This is a genomic window from Nocardia sp. NBC_01009, assembly GCF_045208035.1.
In the GTDB taxonomy this organism is placed as follows: Bacteria; Actinomycetota; Actinomycetes; order Mycobacteriales; family Mycobacteriaceae; genus Nocardia.
Genome location: NZ_CP108695.1, coordinates 7,182,936 through 7,206,160, shown reverse-complemented (window position 1 = coordinate 7,206,160; position 23,225 = coordinate 7,182,936). Strand labels below are relative to the sequence as shown.

Below are 23,225 nucleotides of genomic sequence, written 5' to 3'. Positions count from 1 at the left end.
TCTCCCAGGTGCAGCAGTAAGCACCTGAGAGAGGACGAACACCGTGGCACGAATGAATCTGGCCGAGGTTGCCCCCGAGATCTACCACGCCTGGTTTGCCGCAGAATCGGCGATCCGCCGCGGCCCGTTGGATCCGACGATCCGCGAGCTGGTGAAGATCCGCGGCTCGCAGATCAACGGCTGTGTGTACTGCATCGACATGCACACCACCGATGCTCGCCTGGCAGGTGAAACCGAGAAGCGGATCTTCCAGCTCGACGCCTGGCGCGAATCGGCGTTGTACACCGAGCAGGAGCGTGCCGCGCTAGCCTATGCCGAGGCGGTCACCAAGCTCGGTGAGCACGGCGTGAGTGATGAGATCTGGGCGGATGTCGAGAAGCACTTCGAGACGGGCGCGCGCGCCGGTCTGGTAGCGATCACCGCGATGATCAACCTGTGGAATCGGATCGGCGTGCCGCTGCGGATGCAGCCCGAGCTGCCCTGAGGCCGGTAACCCGGCCGAGCGCTTGCTCGGTCGGGCCCAAAATTGGGGCCCCCTGCCTGGTTTGAATAGTTGATCATGAGGTACGTCTGTGTCGGCCCCCCTGTTCGCGCCCCCGGCGCGAACAGGCCAACCAAGCCCTGATGGACGGCGGTGCAGGCATTGTCTCCACCTCCGCCGCGGCGGCCACCACGTTCGGCGCCCAGCGCTCCGAGTGCTGGGTGGATGCGAGTGCCAACGGTTGCTTGGAAGGATGGTCATGAGTCAACGGTTATCCACGCCCAGTTCGGCGCCGATTGCGTCTTCGGATCTGCTGTCGATCGATCACGTCGGCGAACGATTCCGCATCGCGATGGTTGTCCCCCCGTATTTCGACGTGCCGCCCAAGGCGTACGGCGGTGTCGAGGCAGTCGTCGCGGATCTGGTCGATGCGCTGGTCACCCGGGGCCACGATGTGACGCTGATCGGCGCGGGTGAACCGGGCACCAAGGCCAAGTTCGTCCCGGTGTGGGACCGGGCGCTGCCCGAGCGGCTCGGCGAGCCGTTTCCGGAAGTAGTCCATGCGCTCAAGTCGCGAAGGGCCATCGAGCACATCGCCGCCACCTCTGGCATCGACTTGGTGCACGACCACACCTTCGCGGGCCCCCTCAACGTGCCCGCCTACCAAAAGCTCGGACTGCCGACAGTGGTGACGGTGCACGGCCCGGTCGAGGACGATTCCTATCGGTACTACCGCGAACTCGGCAACGAGGTCGCGCTCGTGGCGATCAGCGACCGTCAGCGCGCACTGGCGCCGGACTTGAATTGGGTTGGGCGCGTACACAACGCGCTGCACGTGGACCAATGGCCGTTCCGTGCGGACAAGGGAAACTATGCATTGTTTCTCGGTCGGTTCAACGAGTGCAAAGCACCCCACCTCGCGGTGGAGGCCGCACACGCGGCGGGTATTCCGCTAGTGCTCGCTGGCAAGTGCAGTGAACCGCCGGAGCTGGCGTACTTCGAGAAGGTGGTGCGACCGCTGCTGACCGAGCACGATCATGTTTTCGGACTCGCCGACGCGGCGGCCAAACGCAAGCTACTCTCCGGTGCGCGTTGTCTGTTGTTCCCCATCCGCTGGGAGGAACCGTTCGGCATGGTGATGATCGAATCGATGGTCTGCGGCACCCCGGTGGTCGCGCTGCGCGGCGGTGCGGTCGACGAGGTGATCGTCGACGGCGTGACCGGACGGATCTGCGACGATCCGGCCGAGCTGCCCGCGGCGATCGCTCAGGTGGGCGAGCTGGATCCGGCCGCCTGCCGGGCGCATGTCGAGGCGAACTTCGGCGCCGACACGCTCGGGCGCGGCTACGAGCAGGTCTATCACCGGCTACTGCGGCAAGGACGGAAGGCCCGAGCCGCCCGCTGGGTCGATGAGACCGTTCCGGTCCGGGTTGCGGCGAGCGAACTGGCATGACAGCAGAGATCGGCGCTGCGCCGAGCCCTGAACCACAGAGCCCACGACCGTTGAACTCCGGCGAGCCCACCGGCCTCGGCGGCTGCGACAGTTCGGTGACGCTGGTCGAGGGCGCGACGTTCTGTCTGTCGAACCGGCTCGGCGATGTCGAGCCGGGCCGGCCGCACGGTCTGTTCTTCCGGGACGCACGCGTCATTTCGCGCTGGGAGCTGCTGGTGGACGGCAAGCCCGCCGAACCGCTTTCGGTGCTGAGCCCGGAAGCGTTCGCGGCACGGTTCGTGCTGCGAAGACCGCCGCAGGCGGGGCTGGCCGACAGCACGCTGCTCGTGGTGCGCGAGCGGCTCATCGCCGACGGGATGCACGAGATACTGACGCTGGAGAATATGGGCCGCGAGCCGACGGCGGTCACATTGGAACTGCATGTCGACGCCGATTTCCTCGATCTGTTCGCGGTCAAAGAGGGCAGGGCCGGGCACGGGAGAGCCGACATAGCGGTGGCCGAGGGCGAGCTGTTGTTGCACGATCACGTCGATCGGGCGCGCGGGCTGTCGGTCACGGCGACCGTCGAACCCACGGTATTGCCCGGCACCTTGGTCTGGCGGATCGTGGTGCCGCCGGGGGGGAGCTGGCAGACCGAGATCATCGCCCAGCCGACTGTGGGAAACCAGCGCGTCCAGGCACCGCTGGCGCCGGGTGAGCACGGTGGGCTCAGCGCACCGAGCCGCAAGATCGAGGCGTGGCGCGATACCGCAACGAAGATCGCCGCCACCGACTTGCTGCTCACTCAGGTGTTGCGGCGCTCGGAAAGTGATCTCGGCGCCTTGCAGATTCACGACGAAACCGGCGAGGGCAGGCCGTTCGTCGCCGCAGGCGCCCCCTGGTTCATGACGCTGTTCGGTCGCGACAGCCTGTTGACCGCATGGATGGCACTGCCGCTGGAGGTCGATCTGGCGCTCGGCACACTGCAACAGCTGGCCGAATTGCAGGGCAAGAAGGTCGATCCGCTTACCGAGGAGGAGCCGGGGCGGATCATGCATGAGATGCGCCGTGGCCCGGCGAGCGGACAGGCACTCGGCGGCAACATTTATTATGGGACTGCCGACGCCACACCGCTTTTCGTAATGTTGCTCGCCGAATGTCACCGGTGGGGCGCGGATCCCGATGCGATAAGGGCCTTGTTGCCCGCTGCCGACGCCGCGGTCGGCTGGTTGACCGAGTACGGCGATCAGGACGGCGACGGTTTCGTCGAGTACCGCAGAGCCAGCGATCGAGGTCTGATCAACCAGGGCTGGAAGGATAGCTTCGACGGAATCAACGACGCCGCAGGTCATCTTGCCGCGGCCCCGATCGCGCTGTGCGAGGTGCAGGGTTATGCGCACGCCGCCCTGCTTGCTCGGGCCGAACTCGCCGATGTATTCGGCGAGCCACGCGTCGCGACTCGGCTGCGCGAGCGGGCCGCCGAACTGCGCGGCAAGTTCGCCGAGCAATTCTGGCTGTCCGACAGAGGCTGGTACGCAGTAGCGCTGGACGGCGGCAAGCGCCAGGTCGATGCGCTGACAAGCAATGTGGCACATTGTCTCTGGGCCGGCATCGCCACCGACGAGCATGCCGCCGAGTTGGTGCAGCGGTTGTCCGGCCCGGATATGGACACCGGTTTCGGATTGCGCACGCTTTCTTCGTCGATGGGCGCCTACAACCCGATGAGCTATCACTGCGGATCGGTGTGGCCGCACGACACCGCGATCGCCGTCGCCGGGCTGCTGCGCTACCGGCAGGTCCCCGGTGCGGTGGAGTTGGCAACCCGTATCGCGAGCGGATTGCTCGATGCCGCAGCAGCTTTCGGTGGTCGACTGCCCGAGCTGTTCTGTGGATTTCCGCGTGATCAGTTCGCGGTGCCGGTGCCGTACCCGACCTCGTGTTCACCGCAGGCATGGGCGAGTGCGGCGCCATTGTTGCTGGTGCGTTCCTTCCTCGGGCTCGACCCGAATGTGCCCGGCCGCACCGTCACTCTGCGCCCACAATTGCCGCCGGAGTGGGGCCGGATCTCACTGACCGATCTGCGCCTGGGTTCGGTGACCATCGATCTGGAGGCGGAGGGCACGCAGGTGATCTCGGCGCGGGTGCCCGACGGCTGGCAGGTGGTCACCCGCTGACTCCGCCGCTGGGCAAGCCGCGGGCCGCAATGCTCGTTGTTCGGTCGCGCGTGCCCGGCTCGGCAGATGTCGATGGAACGACGCTTCGGGTCTATTCCGCAGGCGGCAGGATCGGCCGGGTGAAGTAGTCCTCGATGGGCGTCGGCCCCGTATACCGGCGGCAGCCGCAGCGAACCCATTCGCGCAATCCGGAGCTGCTCCTGCGGGAGCTCTCCGCGTGACAGATGCCCTCTTGTGGGTCGTGCATGGCGAGGTCGTGGCCGCAGCCGCAGGGGGCGGGCGAGGCGGCCGCTGTGCCGCGTCGGCTGAATCGACCCACCGCCCAGCCGACTCCCGCGATCGCCACGCCGACGGTCAAGGTGATGGGGTCGAACATGTCCTCAGTATATGTATGCGTATATCGACAGTCCACCTGTGGAGTGCCGAGGTGTCGGTGGCATCGGTCAGGATGGCGGGATGACCGAACTGTCGCTGCGTGAGCTCAATCGAACCCTGTTGATGCGCCAGCTGTTGGTGCAGCGGGTGTCGATGACGCCGCTCGAGCTCGTGCAACACCTGGTCGCGGTGCAAGGGCAGGAACCGAACTGGCCATACGTCGGGCTGTGGGCCCGGCTGGCGGAGTTCCGGCACGATGAGCTCGAGCAACTGCTGAGAGAGCGGAAGCTGGTGCGCTCGGGCATGATTCGGCGCACCGTGCACCTGGCTGCCGCCGAGGATTTCCGTTGGCTGCGGCCGACGGTGCAACCCGTCGTCAGCGCGGCGTTGCAGGCGGCGTACTTCCGTGACGAGATCGATGGCCTCGACCACCATGCGGTCGCCGCCGCGGGCCGAGAGCTGCTTGCCGGCCGGACCTTGACCCGCAGCGAGCTGGGACTGCTTCTCGCCGAACGCTTTCCGGGCCGGCATACCCGCAGGCTCGCCGAGGCGGTCGAGCTCATGGTTCCACTGGTGCACGGCCCGGACACCGGCGCATGGGGCAGATGGCGCAACCGCTCTGTCACCATCGGCCTCGCGGAGGAATGGATGGGCGCGCCGATGTCCGCGCAACCACAGCGAGAGACCCTCATCCTGCGCTACCTTGCGGGCTTCGGCCCGGCGAGCGTCGCGGATATCCAGGCCTGGGCGGGCATCACCCGGCTGGCCGGAGTGGTCGACGGCATGCGTGCGAACCTGCGCGTCTTCCGTGACGAACAGGGCAGAGAGCTGTTCGACCTGCCCGAAGCGCCGCTGGCCGACCCGCATCTGCCGGTCCCGGTGCGCTTTCTGCCCGCCTTCGACAACTCACTGCTCGGGCACCGGGACCGCCGCCGAATAATCAGCGACGAAGACCGCGGCCGGATCGCCAAGGAGGCGTCCGGGGGTGTCCCGATGTACCTCGTCGACGGTTTCGTCCATGGTCGCTGGGCACTCGACGACGCCACGGTGCGCATCACCCCGTGGCACCCACTCTCGCTCGATGACGAGCAGGCTGTCCGCGTCGAAGCCGAACACCTGCTCACCTTCGTGGTTCCGGAGGCGACGGGCAAGGTCGTCATCGACGCCTGACCTGTCGCAGTGCCTCAGATATCGACCAGATCGTGCTGCCGGACGAAATCGAGGATTCCGTGGAATCACCTGCTCCGGGATCTCCCACAGCAGCCCGTGCCCGGCGCCGGGATAGCTGTCGATCTCGGTTTGCACGCTGCGACCCGCTGTTCCGATGGTGTCGAGTGCGTAGACCACCCCGCGCATTGGTCGCCCTCGTCGCCGATCAGCTCAGGCGTGTCCGGGAAGCCGACCCCTCGTTGGCGGTGGTACCGGATCTCGATGCCGAATTGATCCTGGCCACCACCGGTGGTCTCGCCCAGGGCATGCTGCCCGGGCACTCCACGGCACAGTCGGCCGTGGAGCTCGTCGAGCATCTTCTCGATCGGGTGCTGGGCGCGGCCTAGGGGCTGCGCCGCTTGCAGGCAGTTGTATCTTGTTGTCGCCGAGGATGGCTAGCCTGCTCTTGTGCAGAAAGTCATGGTCGTTCTGGTCGCTGCCGTCGCCCTGTTGGCAGGCGCAGGCCGCGCGTCCGCCGACGACAAATATCGCAACTACGCGGAGCTCGCGGCAGCCAAGCGAGAAGGCATCGACTACCTCAGGACCGCGATTGGGTCAACCGGCGTCAGCACGCCGGTAGCCCACATAGCCATCCACGGTGGTTCGATCGAAGCGGGCACCTCGGAGCTGGCTCGATACGCGGCGCAGAAGGCGGAATGCGCCGGCTACACCTTCGAAGCGATTCAGCCGAAGGACAACGACGACCTGCACATCACCTCCACCCGGTTCGACGAACCCATCGGGGTGCACGTGGTCGAGCAGAGCTCCTACACGGTGTCCTGGCACGGTGTGAGCGGCTCATCTCCCGTCACCCATGTCGGTGGCCGCGACATTGTGCTGATGAAGAAGGTGCGTTCAGTACTGGAGCGTGCCGGATTCACGGTGGCCGACGAGACACCGGACAACATCAACGGCGACTCCCCGCAGAACATCGCCAATCGCAATCGCCGGGGTAAGGGCGTGCAGCTGGAACTGTCCACCGGCCAACGCCGCCAGTTCTTCCGTGACGGCAATCTCGGTCTCGACTGGATCCAGAATTCGAGCAACCGCACCGCGGCGTTCTACCGCTACGTCGATGCGGTGCTCTCGGTTCTACCCGCCGAAATGGTGCCGTACGAGCCGGCCCCGGCGAACTAGCCCGGCCCGAGTCGTCGTCCCGGCCTGCTGGCGCCAGGTTCGGGCCACAAAGTGGAGGGCCGCCTTCGTCGGCTGAGTGCGGATGAAGGCGGCCCTCGGTCGATCTGGGAGTGGGTCAGCTGCGGAACGGGTACTTGCTGTCCAACTCCAGGTTCAGCTCGACCACATTGATGCGTGGTTCACCGAGGAAGCCGAGCGTCCGGCCATCGGTGTGGGCGTCGATGAGTGCCCGCACCTGATCCTCGGAGATGTTGCGGGCCTGGGCGATGCGCGCCACCTGGATGGCCGCGTACTCCGGAGAGATATGCGGGTCCAGGCCGCTGCCGCTAGCGGTGACGGCATCGGTGGGCACCGGGGTGTCGGTCGAGGCGTCACCGTAGATCGGGACTATTCGGCCGACCGAGTAGTCCTCGCCCGGCTTGGCGCACTCGACCTTGACGCCCCTATAGGTGTTCAGGAACGGCGTCGTCGGGCACGCCTCGTTGACGCTGACGACCTGCACCGGCTGCGAGACCTCGCCGTCGGCGTCGCGCGGGCCGATCACCGAGAGCACTGCACCCACACCGTCTTTCGTGCAGAACGGACGGCTGCCGTCGACCCCCTCACGGTCGGCGACTGCCTTGCTGCGCGAGCACACGGTGGACAGGAGGCTCGGCTTCACGTTCGCCGGATCGCCGTCCAGGGTGTCCACGATGCTCTCGGGGCCGAGGTTGGACGCCGCAGTGGACAGCGGGTCGTAGCCGTCGCCGGCCGCCGACGGGCGGCTCTGGAAATACTGCACCAGCGCGTTGCCGTCCTTGTCGGTGAACGACTGCCCGATGATGCTGGAGCCCACTGTCTTTCCGTCGACGGTGATCAGCGAGCCCTCGGCTTTGTCGTGCAGGCCGGGCAGCTGAGCAACCGCGAAAACCACCAGTGGATAAACGATTCCGGTGATCGCGGTGAGCACGAGCAGCGCACGCAACGCGGCTACGTGCTGCCGGATCCAAGTTGACATACGCATATCAGGACATCCCGGGGAGGAGTTGGACGACGAGGTCGATGAGCTTGATGCCGATGAACGGTGCGACGATGCCGCCGAGGCCGTAGATGGTGAGGTTGCGGCTCAACAGTTTCGATGCGTTGGTCGGCGTGTAGTTCACGCCGCGCAAGGCCAACGGGATCAACGCGATGATGACGAGCGCGTTGAAGATGACCGCCGACAGGATCGCCGACTGCGGGCTGGCCAGCCGCATGATGTTCAGGGCGTCGAGGCCGGGGAACAGCACGATGAACAGCGCAGGCAGGATCGCGAAGTACTTGGCGATGTCGTTGGCGATCGAAAACGTGGTCAGCGCACCACGAGTGATGAGCAGCTGCTTGCCGATCTCCACGATCTCGATGAGCTTGGTCGGATCCGAATCCAGATCGACCATATTTCCGGCCTCTTTGGCCGCCGATGTGCCGGTGTTCATCGCGACGCCCACATCGGCCTGCGCCAGTGCGGGCGCATCGTTGGTGCCGTCACCGGTCATCGCGACCAGCCTGCCGCCGTCCTGCTCCTTCTTGATCAGCGCCAGCTTGTCCTCCGGCGTGGCCTCCGCGAGGAAGTCGTCCACACCCGCTTCGTCGGCAATCGCCTTGGCGGTCAACGGGTTGTCACCGGTGATCATGACCGTGCGGATCCCCATGCGACGCATTTCGTCGAAGCGTTCCCGCATGCCCTGCTTGACGACATCCTTGAGATGGATGACGCCGAGCAGGCGGGCCTTGCCGTCTGCGGCCGAACCGACGACCAGCGGCGTGCCACCGGAGGCGGAGACGCCGTCGACGATCACGCCGATCTCGTGGGGTACCTCCCCGCCTTGTGCGCGAACCCATTCGACGACGGCGCTGGCCGCGCCCTTGCGTAGCTGGTGCCCATCGGACAGGTTCACGCCCGACATGCGGGTCTGCGCGGTGAACTCCACCCAGGTCGCGCCGGTCAGCTCACCGGGGGTGCGCTCGCGTTTGTTGAATGCCTGCTTGGCATAGACGACGATGGAGCGGCCCTCCGGGGTCTCATCGGCGAGGCTGGAAAGCTGGGCGGCATCGGCCAATTCGTCGTCCGGAATGCCGGGCACCGGAACGAACCCCGAGGCCTGCCGGTTGCCGAGGGTGATGGTGCCGGTCTTGTCCAGCAGCAGCGTGTTGACGTCGCCGGCGGCCTCTACCGCGCGGCCCGACATGGCCAGCACATTGCGCTGGACCAGCCGGTCCATGCCCGCGATGCCGATGGCCGACAGCAGTGCGCCGATGGTGGTCGGGATCAGGCATACCAGCAGCGAGACCATGACGATTCCGGTGATGCCGTGCACGTCCAGTGCCGAGGTATCCGGCACGCCCGGGTTGTTCGCCTTGGCGAAGATCGCCAGCGGCTGCAGGGTGACCACCGCGAACACGAAGATGATCGTGAGCGAGGCGAGCAGGATGTTCAGCGCGATCTCATTCGGCGTCTTCTGTCGGCTGGCGCCTTCGACGAGGGCGATCATTTTGTCGATGAAGCTCGCGCCGGGCTCCTGGGTGATCTTCACGACGATCCGGTCCGACAGCACCGTGGTGCCACCGGTCACCGCCGAGCGGTCGCCGCCGGATTCCCGGATGACCGGGGCGGATTCGCCGGTGATGGCCGACTCGTCCACGGAGGCAATGCCTTCCACGACGTCACCGTCGCCGGGGATGATCTGGCCCGCCTCGACGACTACGTAGTCGCCGCGCTGCAGCTCGGGTGCGCCGACTTTCTCCTCGACCACGCGGCCGCCGGGCGACCAGTCGACAAGGCGTCGAGCAATGGTGTCGGTCTTCGCTTTGCGCAGCGTGTCGGCCTGCGCCTTGCCACGCCCCTCGGCGACGGCCTCGGCGAGGTTGGCGAAGATTACGGTGAGCCACAGCCACACCACGATCGCCCAGGCGAAGAAAGTAGGGTCGGCGATCGCGAGAACGGTCGACCAGACGGCGCCGATCTCGACGATGAACATCACCGGGTTTTTCCACATCGTGCGTGGGTCGAGCTTGCGTGCCGCGTCCGGCAGGGACGTCAGTAGCATCTTCGGGTCGAGCGCGCCACGCGCGACGCGACCGCCCTTCGGCTCGACCTGCTTCTTCTGCTGCTCGGACACGGCCGTGGAGTCGGTCGATTCAGTAGTGGGACTGGTCATTTCAGTGGATTCCTTCAGCGAGCGGCCCGAGTGCGAGTGCGGGCAGGAAGGTCAGCGCGACCAGGATCACGGTCACGCCGACGACCATGCCGACGAACTGCGGCCGGTGTGTCGGGAGTGTGCCGATCGACTCGGGGGTGGTGCCCTGCCTGGCCAGCGAACCGGCGAGCGCGAGGACGAAGATGATCGGCAGGAACCGGCCGAACACCATCGCGAGGCCGAGTGCGGTGTTGTACCACTCGGTGTTGCCGCTCAGACCGGCGAACGCCGAACCGTTGTTGTTGGCCGCCGAGGTGAAGGCGTACAGCACCTCCGAAAGCCCGTGTGGCCCGGTGTTGGCCATACTGGCTCGCTGACCGGGCATTGCCATCGCCACCGCCGTCCCTACCAGCACGATCAGCGGGCTGATCAGGAAATACGAAGCGGCGAGCTTGATTTCGCGCGGCGTGATCTTCTTGCCGAGATACTCCGGTGTGCGACCGACCATCAGGCCCGCGACGAAGACGGTGATGACCGCGAGGATGAGCATGCCGTAGAGGCCGGAGCCGGTACCGCCGGGCGCGACCTCACCGAGCTGCATGTTGAACATCGTCATCATGCCGCCGAGGCTGGTGTAGGAGTCGTGGAAGGAGTCGACGGCTCCGGTGGAGGTCAGCGTTGTCGCGGACGCGAAGGTCGCGGAATCGGCCACGCCGAAACGGGTTTCGACACCCTCCAGTGATGCGCCGACCGCGGTCGGCACGGTGCCGTGGTGTGCCAGCTGAAAGACGTTCTGCAGCACCGTGCTGATCAGCGCGATGGTGCCCATCACTGCCACGATGGCGTAGCCCTGCTTCTTGCTGCCCACCATGCGGCCGAAGGTGCGCGGCAGCGAGAAGCTGATGATCAGGATCAGGAAGATCTCCACCCAGTTGGTCCAGGTGGTTGGGTTCTCGAACGGGTGCGCGGAGTTGGCGTTGTAGAAGCCACCACCGTTGGTGCCGAGTTCCTTGATGACCTCTTGGCTGGCCACCGGGCCGCCGGTGATGGTCTGCTCGGTGCCGTTGAGTGTTTGCGCGTGATCGTGCAGGTGGAAGTTCTGGATCACGCCACCGGCGACCAGCACGATCGCGAAGACGAAGGCGATCGGCAGCAGGATGCGGATGGTACCCCTCACCAAGTCCACCCAGAAGTTGCCGAGATCGCCGGTGTGCCTGCGCGCGAACCCACGGACCAGCGCGACCGCAACAGCCATACCGACGGCCGCGGAAACGAAGTTCTGGACCGCGAGACCGGCCATCTGCACCAGGTGTCCCTGGGTCGACTCACCGGAGTAGTTCTGCCAGTTCGTGTTCGTCACGAAGCTGATGGCGGTGTTCCAGGCCAGTGCCGGGGTCATCTCCGTGCCGGGATCGTTCAGGTGCAGCGGCAGCTTGCCCTGGATCAGCTGGAAGAAGAACAGGAACAGCACGCTGACCGCGGAGAACGCCAGCACACTTCTGGCATATACACCCCAAGTCTGCTCGACCTCGGGCTGGACGCCGATCGCTCGGTAGATAACGCGCTCCGCGCGGGAGTGCCTCTTGCTGTTGTAGACCCGGAACATGTAGTCGCCGAGCGGTACATGTACCAGCGCGAGCGCGATGATCAGGGACGCTAGAAAGGCGATCCCCGCGGTAGTCGTGTTCACCTAGAACCTCTCGGGGAAAAGAAGAGCTGCGACCATGTACACCGCAACGAGGACGGCCAGAATCAGACCGATCAGGTTCGCGGTCACAGTTTTTCCACCCCCCGCTGGATGAGGCCCAGCAGCGCGAAGATCGCCACGGTGAGCACCGTGAACACCACGACAGACATGTCTTTACAACCTCCATTCGCACTCCATCCGTGGAGCGCGCCAGGCCGAGTCAAGCGTCCGTTAGGCCCTGTGCCGAGGTTCCTTACGACTCCTTAGCGCCGCCGTCATCCGCCTTTGCGGTTCGTTTACGCCCCGGCCGGGGATAGCAGAGAGAATGCCGTCGAAGTCGGCGGCAATACCATCAACACGCCGTGCTGACGCGGGGCCGGTTATCTGCTTGCCGTCCGGTCGATAAGCGGTCGTGCATGCGGGTCGTCGGTCAACTCCCGCGTGCGGAAACGCACCCCTACACCGCGCCTTCCACCTCATTATTCCCAATCATGGGAATAATGGAGCTATTGTGCGGCGTACATTTGCTGGCCTGAAGCCACGACGACGATGATGAGGGAGGTCGGTGTGGCTCAGTCACTGAACGTCGATCTCGGGGCACTGCGTGCGTCGGCATCGGACCTGGACCAACTCGCCGACGAGGCATCTCGCTTCGTCACGGAGTTGAAGACGACGATCGCGCACGAGGGTGCGCCCTGGGGCCAGGACAGTGCCGGGAAGAGTTTCGAGGAGACCTATCTTCCCGACTCCGAGCGCGCGGTGCGCAGCCTGGAACTACTGGTCGCGAACCTCCGTGCTGTGGGCGCCGGCGTCGCTGACGCGGCCGACGCATTCGAAGGCGCAGATCTGGACGGCGCCGCACGAATCCGGCGTTCGGGCCCGATCGGCGGCAATGGGGCGAACCTCGATGTACCCACACCGACCATCGATGGCCCCGCGCCAGCTGTCGACGGACCCGCGGTAGCCGAACCGGCGGAGCCCTTCCCCGGGAACACCCTGGGAGGCCGGCCCCCAGCATCCGTCCAGCACCATGACGACGCGGCCCGAGCAGCCGATCCGGCCGTCGGCCGATACGTCGACACGGTGCAGGCCGCGAGCCTTCCGGAAACGGGGTCCGAACAGTCTGCGGCCCGACAGCCGGGCCCCCAGAGCGACTCCGCGGGCCGATCGCAAGATGTCGACCCCGCCGTGGGAGGCCCGCCAGACCCGATCCAGACATCGGGCACCCCGGTGGCACCGCCGATCTCTGGCGCGACACCGGTCGGATCGAACCCCACAAGCCTTCCTGCGGGGCAGGGGCCGATGACGACTGATCGCGCCGACAACAGCCGGGTGGGCTCCCCGTGGTCGCGAGGTACATCGAGAGCACCGGTGCCGAGGCCGACAGACACGCCGCCCGCACCGGTGAGCAGCGTGCGTCCCAAAGTCTCCGCACCCCAGACACCAGGTCCCCAACCAGGTGCTGCAAGGCCGGCATCGTCGCCGCGCCCGAAGACTCCCCAACGGCGTACGGGATCCGCGGAGCTTCGGATGCCGAGCGATACCTTGACCGATGCCGAAACCATGCGTATCGCCCGGGAGATGGCCGACCGGCACAGCCTGCAGCTGGCTGGTTTCGAAACTGCGGGTGTCGGTGAACACGCGGTAAGGGAGATCGCCGCCGCGCTCGACGACATGCTGGCGACGTACCCGGTTCCCTTCGCCGGTATCGAGCTGGCGGATCGTCACGACGGCACGCTGTCCGGTGTCGTGTCGCGCGATCGAGGCTCGGACGAGGTGAGGTGGCCGTCATCGTCTGTGTGGATCGTCATCGAACGCGCCGCTGCCGCGAATCCTGCACTGCTTGCTACGGCTGTCCGTGCCGAGACCAGGTCGGGAGACCGCAGCCCCGGTTCGGAGGATCGTCCGATGTACTCGACGGTGGTTCACGAATTCGGTCGAGTACTCGTTATCGCGGCAGGTCTCCGCACTCTCCGGGCCGCGCAGCGCGCGCTGATCGCCGAGTATCTGACAGTGAGCGGGACGCGGCGAGGTGACCACCTGGGGCGCGTGGTTGCCGACTACAAGCAATGGCGTCGGCAGCTGAGCGGACGAAGGCTTTCCCAAGGCAGCTTCGACCCTGCCGTGGCGCTGGCGGACGCTTTCGCCACGGTCGAGCTGGGTGCAGAGAAGGCGCAGGGGCCTGCGCAGGTGCTGCATCGGTTGCTTGCGGAGGTGGCACAAGGATCGGCCGGTGCTCGATGAGTCGGACCCCGGTGAACGGTTGGAATCGCTGTGCTGCCGTCCGGATTCCCTGAACCGCTGGTCGAGGCCGTCCTCGGCCCGTGCCCGGACGGCGACCCGTCGGCGATTCGCCGCGTCGGTGACAGCTGGTCCGCCACCTCCGAACAATGCCGGACTTTGGCCGAAACCTATGCGGCGAAAGCTGATTCGACGCCGTCCACGATCAGCGGAGAAGCCGGCAACGGCCTCGCCGAGCGCTACCGGCAGTGCGCGGCCACCCTGCGAGAACACGGCGATTACTGCGACAGCCTGGCCCGACAGTCCTACGAGGGCGCCAACTCCATCGAGCTGGGGCAGCTGACGTGGGTGGGCATGGGCGTGGTTCTGGTCGCGCAGTTGGCCGTCGACGCCATGCTGCTGCATGTCGGCGCGGCCAAAGCCGTCGCGGACCGGGCCGCCGCAAGTGCCGGCTGGCGAGCCTTCCTTGTCAAACTCCTCGACAAGATCACCGCGACCGGACTGACCTTCACTGTCACCCGTTCCCGCATGCTGATCACCGCCACAGTCATCGGCGGTGTCCTCGGCGCCGCAGCCCCGCTGGTGGCGGAACTGAAACAGATACACGATGGGAACCGCAAGGGCCTCGATGTGCAACCGATCGTCACCTACGGCGTCGCCGGTGCCGCAGGAGGCGCCGGGGGCGCGGGTTTGGCCATCGCTGTCGGACCGGCTGTCTCCCGCTTCGTCGCCAATCGCATCCACGCAGCGATCCCGGGCACCATCGTGACCACATTCCTGCTCGGTGGAGCAGGCGGCATCGGTGGTGCCGTCACAGGAACAATGGCCGCCGCGGGTGTCGAGGCCGCATACACCGGCCACTTCGCCCTCCCGACACGTGACGAATTCCTCGCCGGGCTGGTGACCGGCTTCGTCGGTGGCGTCGTCGGCGGTAGCGCGTACGCGTTGCACGCCGGGAACCCGCACACACCGCCGCCGCCTCCACTTGCCACCCCGCGACAGCGGACCGATCCGACACCCGACCCACACCCACCTGCCCGAATCATCGCCGACCCAGAAAGTCCCTCGCCACCGAGCGTGCCGCCGCCGCAGATCGGCAGCCGCGAATTCGAACTAGCTCACACGCAGAGCCATGAACCCGACATCCGCACCTCGACGCACCACGAATCACCTTCGCCTGGTGCCCTCCGACCCGACACCACAACACCGGAACCCGCCCCGCGCGTGTCCCATCGCGACCCCGGCGATGCCCTCCAGCCTGGACCCAAAACTGTCGCCGACGACTCCATCGACCCACTCGCGCCCTACGCCGCCGTCCCTCGGGCTCAACCGGCCGACACCCCCGCAGGGCCGCCACCACAGCGCCCACTCATTGCTGCTGACACCACACCGCTCGGACCTGTCCGACCGGAAATACCCGGCGTCTCCCGTGAACCCGCCGGTGTACCCATGGTGGCCGGGCCTGCCGCACACCCGCCACCGCCGACGTCGATCCCGAGCCACTCTCCGCCAGACGTGCCAAAGGTGAACCACGACGGTGGCTCCCTGCCGCCCGCATCCCGGCCGGATCGCATCAGCCATGCGGCATCGATCGACCAACCACCGCATGCGCGGCCGCCCGACCGTACTCCAGCAGATCCGGGCGGAAATCACGGCAACTCCGGCACTGGAGCGGAATCCGAACGCCCATCGTTGCCCGGCCCGCAGCGCGGTCACGGTGACTCCGGCGACGATCCCGCCGTCGTTGTTCCGCGCGAGCCCGTTGTCGATGCCGAGCAGCGTCACGAGGGGGTGAGGCCTCCCGAGTCCGATGCAGACGCGCACGACACGATCGTCCCGCCCGGCGACGCGGTCCTGCGGCCGCAGCCTCGTGGCGACGAGCCGGTCCCGCCACGGGGCACCGCCGATCGTGCCGAAGCGCCTGTGCGAAAGGACTCCACTGCCGAACCATCCGGCGTGCCCCCTCGCTCGCGCTCGTCCGACCAAGAGTCGAGCAGCAAGACCAAGACGCCGTGGACGAAAACCGAACCCGGCTCCCAGGAACCAGGTGTTGCTCGGCGCACTGGTCTCAGGCCGCAAGATGACCCACACGACAGCCCGCCCGCCGGCGCGCGCGGCCGCGACATCGACCTCACGCCACGGCGGGAAGACGCGGACTCACCTGATACCGCGGGTCTGCGGCGTAACCCGAGTCCGAAGGATGAGATGGCGGAGGATCTTGCCGCTGCTGCTCAGGCTGCGCTCCTTGGGCACAGTATCGGGCTCCCGACCGGCGAGCCCGTCAGCCTATGGCTGGCGGGCGAGACGTTGCTTACCTTGCCGCGCGGCACCGAAGTACTGATCGGGGCCGCGGATCCGGCACTGACTGCCAAGCTCCGATCCCGAGGTATCGCGGGTGGTCACGCGAGCATCGGGGTGGACAACAACGGGAGGACGTGGATACGTGACAACGGCTCCGCGCTGGGAACGAAGGTCGACGGCCGTCCGGTTGTTCCCCTCGAGAAAACGTCGCTGCGCCACCGCGACACGATAGAGCTGGGTTCCACTTTCGAGACCGTCGCACATTTCGAGAAGCGACCGATGGTCGACGGGATTGCGGCGTACGACAACACTCCCGCAGTACTGGAGCAACTCCACGACTTGGGGTTCGTGCCCCAGCGTATATACGACAAGGTCATGGCTTATCTGACGGAAGTGCCCAGTGGCGGCATCATCATCGGTGACAGACCGTTCACACAGCTCCCAGGCACCGAGTTCACCAGGCCATCTCTCACACTCAATGGCCGGCCCTGGGACAGCATAACCGGCGTGTACTTTGCTGGACCGCGGCAGATCTTCATCAACTCCGGTCTCTACCACTACGAAAGCACGATACTTCACGAGTTCGGTCACGCTGTTGACCAGGCGTATGCTGACCAAGGCCGTCTGCTCAGTCAACGGGACGAGTGGAAGGGCGTGCACGAGGCCTTGACGAAGGCCCTCAGCGGACAGCGGGGTTGGGCATCACACCACGACGTTCCAGTTGAATCGTTCGCCGCGGCATTCGCGGCGTGGCGCTCCGGCGCCGAAGCGATGAGGATTTTTACGGTGGACCACCCAGATCTGGCCACACAAGTGAGAGCTTACTTTGACAGCGCACTATGACTCGACCGGTACACCCATGCTTGCCGAGGACGGCGTGACGATCCTGTTGCCGTTCAGCGGCCGGACCGAAGATGGCGTCTACTACGACGGTGTCAGCCGAATCGGGCCCGACGACCCGCGCTACGCAGAGCTTCTTCCGCTCGCCGAGCAGAACCCGCAGCCGCGCCGCACCCGGCCGAGCGGTCCTGTCGATCCGGACACAGCCGCCCGGATACAGCGTGCCCTCGGGCTCGAATAGGTAGCTGCGCGATCGGCTGAGGTACCTATTCGGCCGCGCGGGCTCGACCCGTCCCGCAACGGGCGCGGACCGGATGTGCTTCGGCGAACTCGGTGGTCGAAGGGGGTTCGGTCGACCGCGCCAGGGGTGCGGGAATCGTGAGAGGATCGTCGCCACCAACCCCAACGGGGCCGGCTGAGCCACCGAGGTCGAGGGAGGACGCTCCATGGATGAGTGGACGCATGATGGCCTGCGCTCGGTCAACAATGGATTGCGCAACCAGGTCAACGACATCCTCGATGCCTACGAACAGCACCAGGCTCGGGTAGTCGAAGCGTATCGTCAGCTCGAAACCATACGCGTGCAAGCGACTTCACCCGACCAACTGGTGGTGGTGACAGTGGATGCGCAGGGCGTTCTCAGCGACGTACAGCTGACGATGGCGGCGATGCGCACCACGCCCGAGCAGCTCGGCCGGTCCATCACCGAAGCGACACAGGCGGCGGCGCGTGCGGCGCAAGAGCGGGCCGAGGCGCTGATCGCCGAGACCTCTGCCGCAGCCGACGACATGCCAGACCTCCCCGATATCGTCCCGGACGCACCGAGCCTGAGCGACATCCGTGCGGCCTTCCGCGAAGCCGGCGAGACCCGAGCGGGCGACTGACGAACCTGGGAATACCCGGCAATCAATGCAGACCACGCACAACGACATCGGCGCGGCTATGCGCTGGAAGCGCAGCTACCACAGCTGGTCGCAACCACGTTCCACTCCTTGGGCAGCCGACGCCCGCTTTCGCTATTCAATTACGCCCCGGCCCGGTATAGCTGAAGAAATGCCGTCAAGGTGCGCGGCAATACCGTCAACACACCGTAAAGATCCAGTTCATCGTGCGATCGCGAGGTAGAAACGACAACACCGGCCAGGCGGACCAATCCAGCGCAACCGGTCTTTGTTCGGGTTGTGGAGAGGATTACTCATGTCGGCTGTCACGGTTGCGGTGATCGTCGGATTCGTGTGTTGCGCGTTGGCCATCCGCGCGTTGTCGACATTGGCGGCCGAGCGCGAACTCGGCGCATGGGAAACGGACCTCGCGGCGGACCGGGTACGAGTTGCCGGTGGTACGCCGACGCGCGCGATGATGGAAGAGTGAAACGCGGCCAACTCCGCATCTACCTCGGTGCGGCACCGGGAGTCGGCAAAACCTTCGCCATGCTCGGCGAGGCTCACCGGCGGCTCGAACGCGGTCGCGACGTGGTAGCTGCGGTAGTCGAGACCCATGGTCGGGCCAAGACCGCGGAGTTGCTGGCGGGCATCGAGCGGATACCGCCCTTGACGATCGAATATCGCGGGTCGAGCTTCCCCGAACTCGATGTGGCGGCGGTGCTGCGCAGGCATCCCGCGGTGGTGCTGGTCGACGAGTTGGCGCACACCAATGCACCGGGCAGCAAGCACGAAAAGCGCTGGCAGGACATCGAGGAGTTGCTCGATGCCGGCATGGACGTCATCTCGACGGTCAATGTTCAGCACTTGGAGAGCCTCAACGATGTCGTCGAACAGATCACCGGCATCCAGCAGCGCGAAACGGTGCCCGATGCGGTGGTGCGGAGCGCAGACCAGGTCGAACTTGTGGATATTACGCCAGAGGCACTGCGGCGCAGGCTGTCTCACGGCAACGTCTATGCCGCGGAGAAGGTGGACGCGGCGTTGCGCAATTACTTCCGTCCCGGCAACCTCACCGCACTGCGCGAACTCGCGCTGCTATGGCTCGCCGACCAGGTCGACTCGGCGCTCGCGAAGTACCGCGCCGATCATAAGATCACCGAGTTGTGGGAGGCCCGCGAACGCGTCGTCGTCGCGGTGACCGGTGGTCCGGAGTCCGAGACCGTGGTGCGCCGGGCGAGTCGCATTGCCACCAAGTCGAGCGCCGAACTCGTGCTCGTGCACGTCGTGCGCGGCGACGGGTTGGTGGGGGTTTCGACCGAGCGGATGGCACGGTTGCGCGAGCTTGCCGCCAGTCTCGACGCCAGTCTGCACACCGTGACCGGTGACAACGTGCCGACGGCACTGCTGGAATTCGCGCGCGAGGTGAACGCAACCCAGTTGGTTCTCGGTACCTCCCGGCGTTCGCGGTGGGCGCGCATCTTCGACGAAGGCATCGGGTCGTCGGTGGTGCAGCAGTCGGGCCGGATCGACGTGCACATGGTGACGCACGAGGAGGCCAATCGTGGCCTGCGCTGGCGCTCGTTCTGGCCGCGTCAACCGGTCCTCGCCTGGCTCGCCGCGGTGCTGGTGCCCGTCATCGTGTGTGGGGTCAGCGCCGCGTTCCTCGACGGCATGCTCGAGCTCGGTGGTCTGAGCGCGATGTTCTTCATCGGCGTCGTCGCTGTTGCACTGTTGGGAGGCGTTGTCCCAGCGGCATTTTCGGCGCTGTTCTCCGGCTTGCTGTTGAACTGGTTCTTCGCCGATCCCCGCTACAGCCTCACCATCGCCGAACCCGACAGTTTCGTCACTGTGGTGGTGCTGCTCATCGTCGCGGTCGCGGTGGCGGCACTCGTCGATGTGGCGGCGAAGCGAACCCGGCAGGCGCGTAAGGCTTCCCGGCAGGCCCAGCTGTTGACGATGTTTGCGGGCGCTGTCCTGCACGGCGCGGATCTGCCCAACCTGCTCGAGCAGGTCCGGGAGACCTTCGGCCTGCGCGCGGTCAGCATGGTCTCCGGCAGCCAGGTGGTCGCCGCGGTCGGCGTCGAGCCGCCGCAGCGGGTTGCCGATGCCGAGACCGCGATCGAGGCGGGCGACACCACCAGTTGGTTGCTGCTCGCAGGCAGAACGCTCGACTCGGGCGACCGGCCGGTGCTGCATGCGGTCGCCAACCAGGCCGCGGGATTGGTCCGCCAGTCCCGGCTCGCCGAGGAGGCGAGTGCGTCGGCTGCGCTGCTGGAGGCCGATCGATTGCGGCGAGCGCTACTGTCCGCTGTCAGCCACGACCTGCGCACGCCGCTGGCCGGGGCCAAAGCCGCGGTTTCCAGCCTGCGTAGTGACGACATCGAGTTCTCTCCGGAGGACACCACCGAATTGCTGGAAACCATCGAGGAATCGGTAGACCAGCTGACCGCGCTGGTCGGCAATCTGCTCGACTCGTCGCGACTGGCGGTCGGTGTGATCACCCCGCAAATGCGGCGGGTGTATATGGACGAGGTGGCGCACCGGGCACTGGTGAGCGTCGGGATGGGGACGCGCGGGCTGCGGCGCGCGGCGATGGATCGGGTGAAGGTGGAGGTCGGCGAGGTCTCGGTGCTGGCAGACAGCGGTCTGCTGGAACGGGTCCTTGCCAATCTGATCGACAACGCGCTGCGCCATTCGCCGCGCGACACCCCCGTGCGAGTGACCGCCGAAAGCACCGGTGACGGTGTCTCGATCGCGGTGATCGACGCCGGCCCCGGTGTGCCCGCCGGCACCGAGGAGCAGCTGTTCGAACCGTTCCAACGCCTCGGCGATCGGGACAACACCACCGGTGTCGGCCTCGGCCTTTCGGTGGTACGCGGATTCGTTGAGGCCATGGGCGGCACAGTGCACGCCGAACCGACTCCGGGCGGCGGATTGACGATGCTCGTCGACCTATCTGCCGACGACGACACCACTGGGCCGCCGGAGGGCGCCGCATCTGCTGGGCGCACCGCGGTCGAGCGCTCGGATTCCCGACCCGCCCAACCGGCCTCGACACCCGGGCCGGGTGCGTCCGCCGATCGAGCAGTGGCCGGGCGATCTGCGGATGCCGATTCGACATCCGAGGTCGGCGTGGCGAGGCGCGATCCCTTGCATGCCGAGCCGACGATGAATGTTGGCTCGGGCGTGCGTGTCGATCCGGTGACCGACGATCGCGGGCCGGGTGATCCGCCCGCCGACCGGACTACGGATCACCGACTTGCGACACGTATCGATGTGCCTGCCGACGATCATGAGGCCGGGAGCCGATGATGACAGCGAACGTAATCGACGGTGGCACTGTGGTCGACGCTGGCGCCGCAGCCCACACGACACAGGAAGCCGCAATGACCGACAAGAAGCAGGAAGCGCCTGCGACCAAGGTGCTGGTGGTCGACGACGAACCGCAGATCGTGCGCGCGCTGCGGATCAACCTGTCGGTGCGCGGATATGAAGTGATCACCGCGCCGACGGGTGCTGCGGCCTTGCGCGCGGCGGCCGACAAACATCCCGATGTGGTGATCCTGGATCTCGGGCTGCCGGATATGGACGGCATCGAGGTGCTGGCGGGTCTGCGCGGCTGGACCCAGACGCCGGTGATCGTGCTGTCCGCGCGCACCGATTCGGCGGACAAGGTGGAGGCGCTGGACGCGGGCGCTGACGATTACGTCACCAAGCCGTTCGGGATGGACGAACTGCTGGCCAGGCTGCGCGCCGCCGTCCGCCGCGGCGCCACCGACGGCGAAACGGGAGACCCGGTGGTGGTGACGTCCTCGTTCACCGTCGACCTCGCCGCCAAGAAGGTCACCAAGAACGGCGAGACCGTGCACCTCACGCCCACCGAATGGGGCATGCTCGAAATGCTCGTCCGCAATCGCGGCAAACTCGTCGGCCGCAAGGAGCTGCTGCGTGAGGTCTGGGGTCCGTCCTATGCCACCGAAACCCATTACCTCCGTGTCTATTTGGCGCAGCTGCGCCGCAAACTGGAAGTAGACCCCTCGCACCCCAAACATTTGCTGACCGAAGCGGGTATGGGCTACCGCTTCCAGGAGTAGCCACCGCTTCCAGGGACGCGGCTCGGGGCCCGCACCCGACGCCCCGGGGAAGGATGCGCGTCCGGGCGGGGTTGTGTCCCGCGTCGCACACCCCGGACACGGATCCGCATATTTCCGGGCGGCTGCGGCGGGGGCGCAACCGGACACAAGACGCCGCAGCGTGGTGTGACGGGCACGCGGTGTGGAATGCGGGCGGGCGTCGGGGCGTTGCCAGGCGTGCTCCGTTTCCGACGAAGATGGCAGGATCGAAACCATGTCTGAGCAGACCGTTGCACCCGCGCCCCAGATCACCGCACCGACCGCGCCAGGGGAGACCGCCCTGTGGGTCGAGCGCACCGGGACCCGGGCCTACACCGGCCGTAGCTCGCGCGGCGCCGAGGTGTTGATCGCCTCACAGGGTGTGCCCGGCGCCTTCACTCCTGGCGAGCTGCTGAAGATCGCCTTGGCCGCGTGCTCGGGTCTGAGCGCGGACTTCCCGCTCTCGCGCAAGCTCGGCGACAACTTCGATGCGACCATTCGGGTCTCCGGTGACGCCGATCGTGAAAACGAGGTGTACCCGCAACTGGACGAGGTCTTCGAACTCGACCTCAGCGAGCTCGACGAGCAGGCCCGCGAGCGGCTGCTGGTGACCGTGCAGCGCGCCATCGACAAGGTGTGCACCGTCGGCCGGACCTTGAAGGCAGGCACCAAGGTGACGTTGTCCTTCGACGTCGAGGGGTGAGCCGCGCCGGGCCCTTCGGTGTCCGGTCAGGCGATTGCGCGACGACTATCGGTATCGTCCGGTGCGGGTATCGGCGAGGAGATGCTGGAGGCTGGATGACATTCGATCGGGCAATGCGGATCCGCGCCCGCCGGGTTCGGGTGTCTGTCCTGGCTGTTGCACCGACCCCTGAGGCCCGATGAGCGAAACATCGCATGTCGACGCAGCGTCCGAGGTCGCTCGACTCAGCGCCTGGGTGCACGGCTGGGTGCAGGGTGTCGGATTCCGCTGGTGGACCCGGGCACGCGCGCTAGAACTCGGCCTGGTCGGGCATGCGACCAACGCCCGCGACGGCCGCGTGCACGTGGTGGCCGAGGGGCCGCGGCGCGACTGCGTGCGGCTGCTCGATTTGCTGCGTTCCGGGGATACGCCTGGCCGGGTGGACCTCGTTGTGGAAAGCTGGGACGCCCCGCGGGGCGATTTGACCGGATTCGAGGAGCGTTGAGTGGTGCTAG

The 23,225-nt window shown here is 66.5% G+C and carries 19 protein-coding genes; 15 read left to right on the top strand and 4 right to left on the bottom strand.

The annotated features are described in order from the left end of the window. Positions 1 to 52: 52 nt before the first annotated feature. The 3 genes from OHA42_RS32515 to OHA42_RS32505 all read left to right on the top strand — a co-directional run bounded on the left by OHA42_RS32515 (position 53) and on the right by OHA42_RS32505 (position 4,087). Complete coding sequence (locus tag OHA42_RS32515; RefSeq protein WP_328413271.1) at positions 53 to 484, top strand: carboxymuconolactone decarboxylase family protein; 432 nt, start codon at positions 53 to 55, stop codon at positions 482 to 484. A 349-nt stretch (positions 485 to 833) separates the two neighbouring features. Next, positions 834 to 1,934 (top strand): glycosyltransferase family 4 protein, encoded by a 1,101-nt coding sequence (locus tag OHA42_RS32510; RefSeq protein ID WP_406239774.1) that lies wholly within the window; start codon positions 834 to 836, stop codon positions 1,932 to 1,934. Next, a complete protein-coding gene (locus tag OHA42_RS32505) occupies positions 1,931 to 4,087 on the top strand; it encodes a glycogen debranching N-terminal domain-containing protein (RefSeq protein WP_406231587.1) in 2,157 nt (718 codons plus the stop codon). Before OHA42_RS32510 ends, OHA42_RS32505 begins: the two co-directional genes overlap by 4 nt. 91 nt (positions 4,088 to 4,178) lie before the next feature. Here OHA42_RS32505 and OHA42_RS32500 read toward each other — a convergent pair whose 3' ends face one another. Beyond that, positions 4,179 to 4,463, bottom strand: coding sequence for a hypothetical protein (locus OHA42_RS32500; RefSeq protein WP_406231586.1), 285 nt, complete (start codon positions 4,461 to 4,463; stop codon positions 4,179 to 4,181). Between the two features lie 80 nt (positions 4,464 to 4,543). On the opposite strand from OHA42_RS32500, the gene OHA42_RS32495 reads away from it, so the two are divergent. The 3 genes from OHA42_RS32495 (at position 4,544) to OHA42_RS32485 (ending at position 6,808) form a co-directional block, all read left to right on the top strand. Beyond that, the gene (locus OHA42_RS32495) at positions 4,544 to 5,632 is read left to right on the top strand and encodes a winged helix DNA-binding domain-containing protein (RefSeq protein ID WP_406231584.1); all 1,089 of its coding nucleotides are present in this window, start codon (positions 4,544 to 4,546) and stop codon (positions 5,630 to 5,632) included. Between the two features lie 164 nt (positions 5,633 to 5,796). Then, on the top strand, positions 5,797 to 6,018 hold the full coding sequence (locus OHA42_RS32490; RefSeq protein WP_406231582.1) for a hypothetical protein: 222 nt from the start codon (positions 5,797 to 5,799) through the stop codon (positions 6,016 to 6,018). Between the two features lie 61 nt (positions 6,019 to 6,079). After that, positions 6,080 to 6,808: a poly-gamma-glutamate hydrolase family protein gene (locus OHA42_RS32485; protein ID WP_406231580.1), complete on the top strand. Its 729-nt coding sequence runs from the start codon at positions 6,080 to 6,082 to the stop codon at positions 6,806 to 6,808. A gap of 115 nt (positions 6,809 to 6,923) precedes the next feature. Here the strand turns inward: OHA42_RS32485 and OHA42_RS32480 are convergent, their stop codons facing one another. The 3 genes from OHA42_RS32480 to kdpA form a co-directional block, all read right to left on the bottom strand. Beyond that, a complete protein-coding gene (locus OHA42_RS32480) occupies positions 6,924 to 7,811 on the bottom strand; it encodes a potassium-transporting ATPase subunit C (RefSeq protein ID WP_406231578.1) in 888 nt (295 codons plus the stop codon). A 1-nt stretch (position 7,812) separates the two neighbouring features. Further along, the gene (gene kdpB, locus OHA42_RS32475; RefSeq protein WP_406239772.1) at positions 7,813 to 9,873 is read right to left on the bottom strand and encodes a potassium-transporting ATPase subunit KdpB; all 2,061 of its coding nucleotides are present in this window, start codon (positions 9,871 to 9,873) and stop codon (positions 7,813 to 7,815) included. A 112-nt stretch (positions 9,874 to 9,985) separates the two neighbouring features. Next, entirely contained in the window at positions 9,986 to 11,653 is a 1,668-nt protein-coding gene (gene kdpA, locus OHA42_RS32470; RefSeq protein WP_406231577.1) for a potassium-transporting ATPase subunit KdpA, read from the bottom strand. Between the two features lie 564 nt (positions 11,654 to 12,217). Between kdpA and OHA42_RS32465 the strand changes: the two genes are divergently transcribed. From OHA42_RS32465 to OHA42_RS32425, 9 genes are all read left to right on the top strand, one after another. Further along, on the top strand, positions 12,218 to 13,894 hold the full coding sequence (locus tag OHA42_RS32465; protein WP_406231575.1) for a hypothetical protein: 1,677 nt from the start codon (positions 12,218 to 12,220) through the stop codon (positions 13,892 to 13,894). Between the two features lie 30 nt (positions 13,895 to 13,924). Further along, positions 13,925 to 17,035 carry an FHA domain-containing protein gene (locus OHA42_RS32460; RefSeq protein WP_406231573.1) on the top strand — a complete coding sequence of 1,037 codons (3,111 nt, stop codon included), beginning with the start codon at positions 13,925 to 13,927 and terminating at the stop codon, positions 17,033 to 17,035. Beyond that, positions 17,019 to 17,273, top strand: a complete 255-nt coding sequence (locus tag OHA42_RS32455; RefSeq protein ID WP_406231572.1) for a hypothetical protein — start codon at positions 17,019 to 17,021, stop codon at positions 17,271 to 17,273. Before OHA42_RS32460 ends, OHA42_RS32455 begins: the two co-directional genes overlap by 17 nt. 205 nt (positions 17,274 to 17,478) lie before the next feature. After that, positions 17,479 to 17,916: a YbaB/EbfC family nucleoid-associated protein gene (locus OHA42_RS32450; protein ID WP_406231570.1), complete on the top strand. Its 438-nt coding sequence runs from the start codon at positions 17,479 to 17,481 to the stop codon at positions 17,914 to 17,916. A 313-nt stretch (positions 17,917 to 18,229) separates the two neighbouring features. Beyond that, on the top strand, positions 18,230 to 18,403 hold the full coding sequence (locus tag OHA42_RS32445) for a hypothetical protein (RefSeq protein ID WP_406231568.1): 174 nt from the start codon (positions 18,230 to 18,232) through the stop codon (positions 18,401 to 18,403). Further along, complete coding sequence (locus OHA42_RS32440) at positions 18,400 to 21,228, top strand: ATP-binding protein (RefSeq protein ID WP_406231567.1); 2,829 nt, start codon at positions 18,400 to 18,402, stop codon at positions 21,226 to 21,228. The genes OHA42_RS32445 and OHA42_RS32440 overlap by 4 nt, the downstream gene beginning before the upstream one ends. A 74-nt stretch (positions 21,229 to 21,302) precedes the next feature. After that, on the top strand, positions 21,303 to 22,010 hold the full coding sequence (locus OHA42_RS32435) for a response regulator (RefSeq protein WP_406231565.1): 708 nt from the start codon (positions 21,303 to 21,305) through the stop codon (positions 22,008 to 22,010). Between the two features lie 253 nt (positions 22,011 to 22,263). After that, positions 22,264 to 22,731 carry an OsmC family protein gene (locus tag OHA42_RS32430; RefSeq protein ID WP_366527307.1) on the top strand — a complete coding sequence of 156 codons (468 nt, stop codon included), beginning with the start codon at positions 22,264 to 22,266 and terminating at the stop codon, positions 22,729 to 22,731. Positions 22,732 to 22,909: 178 nt separating this feature from the next. After that, complete coding sequence (locus tag OHA42_RS32425) at positions 22,910 to 23,215, top strand: acylphosphatase (RefSeq protein WP_406231563.1); 306 nt, start codon at positions 22,910 to 22,912, stop codon at positions 23,213 to 23,215. Positions 23,216 to 23,225 lie beyond the last annotated feature (10 nt).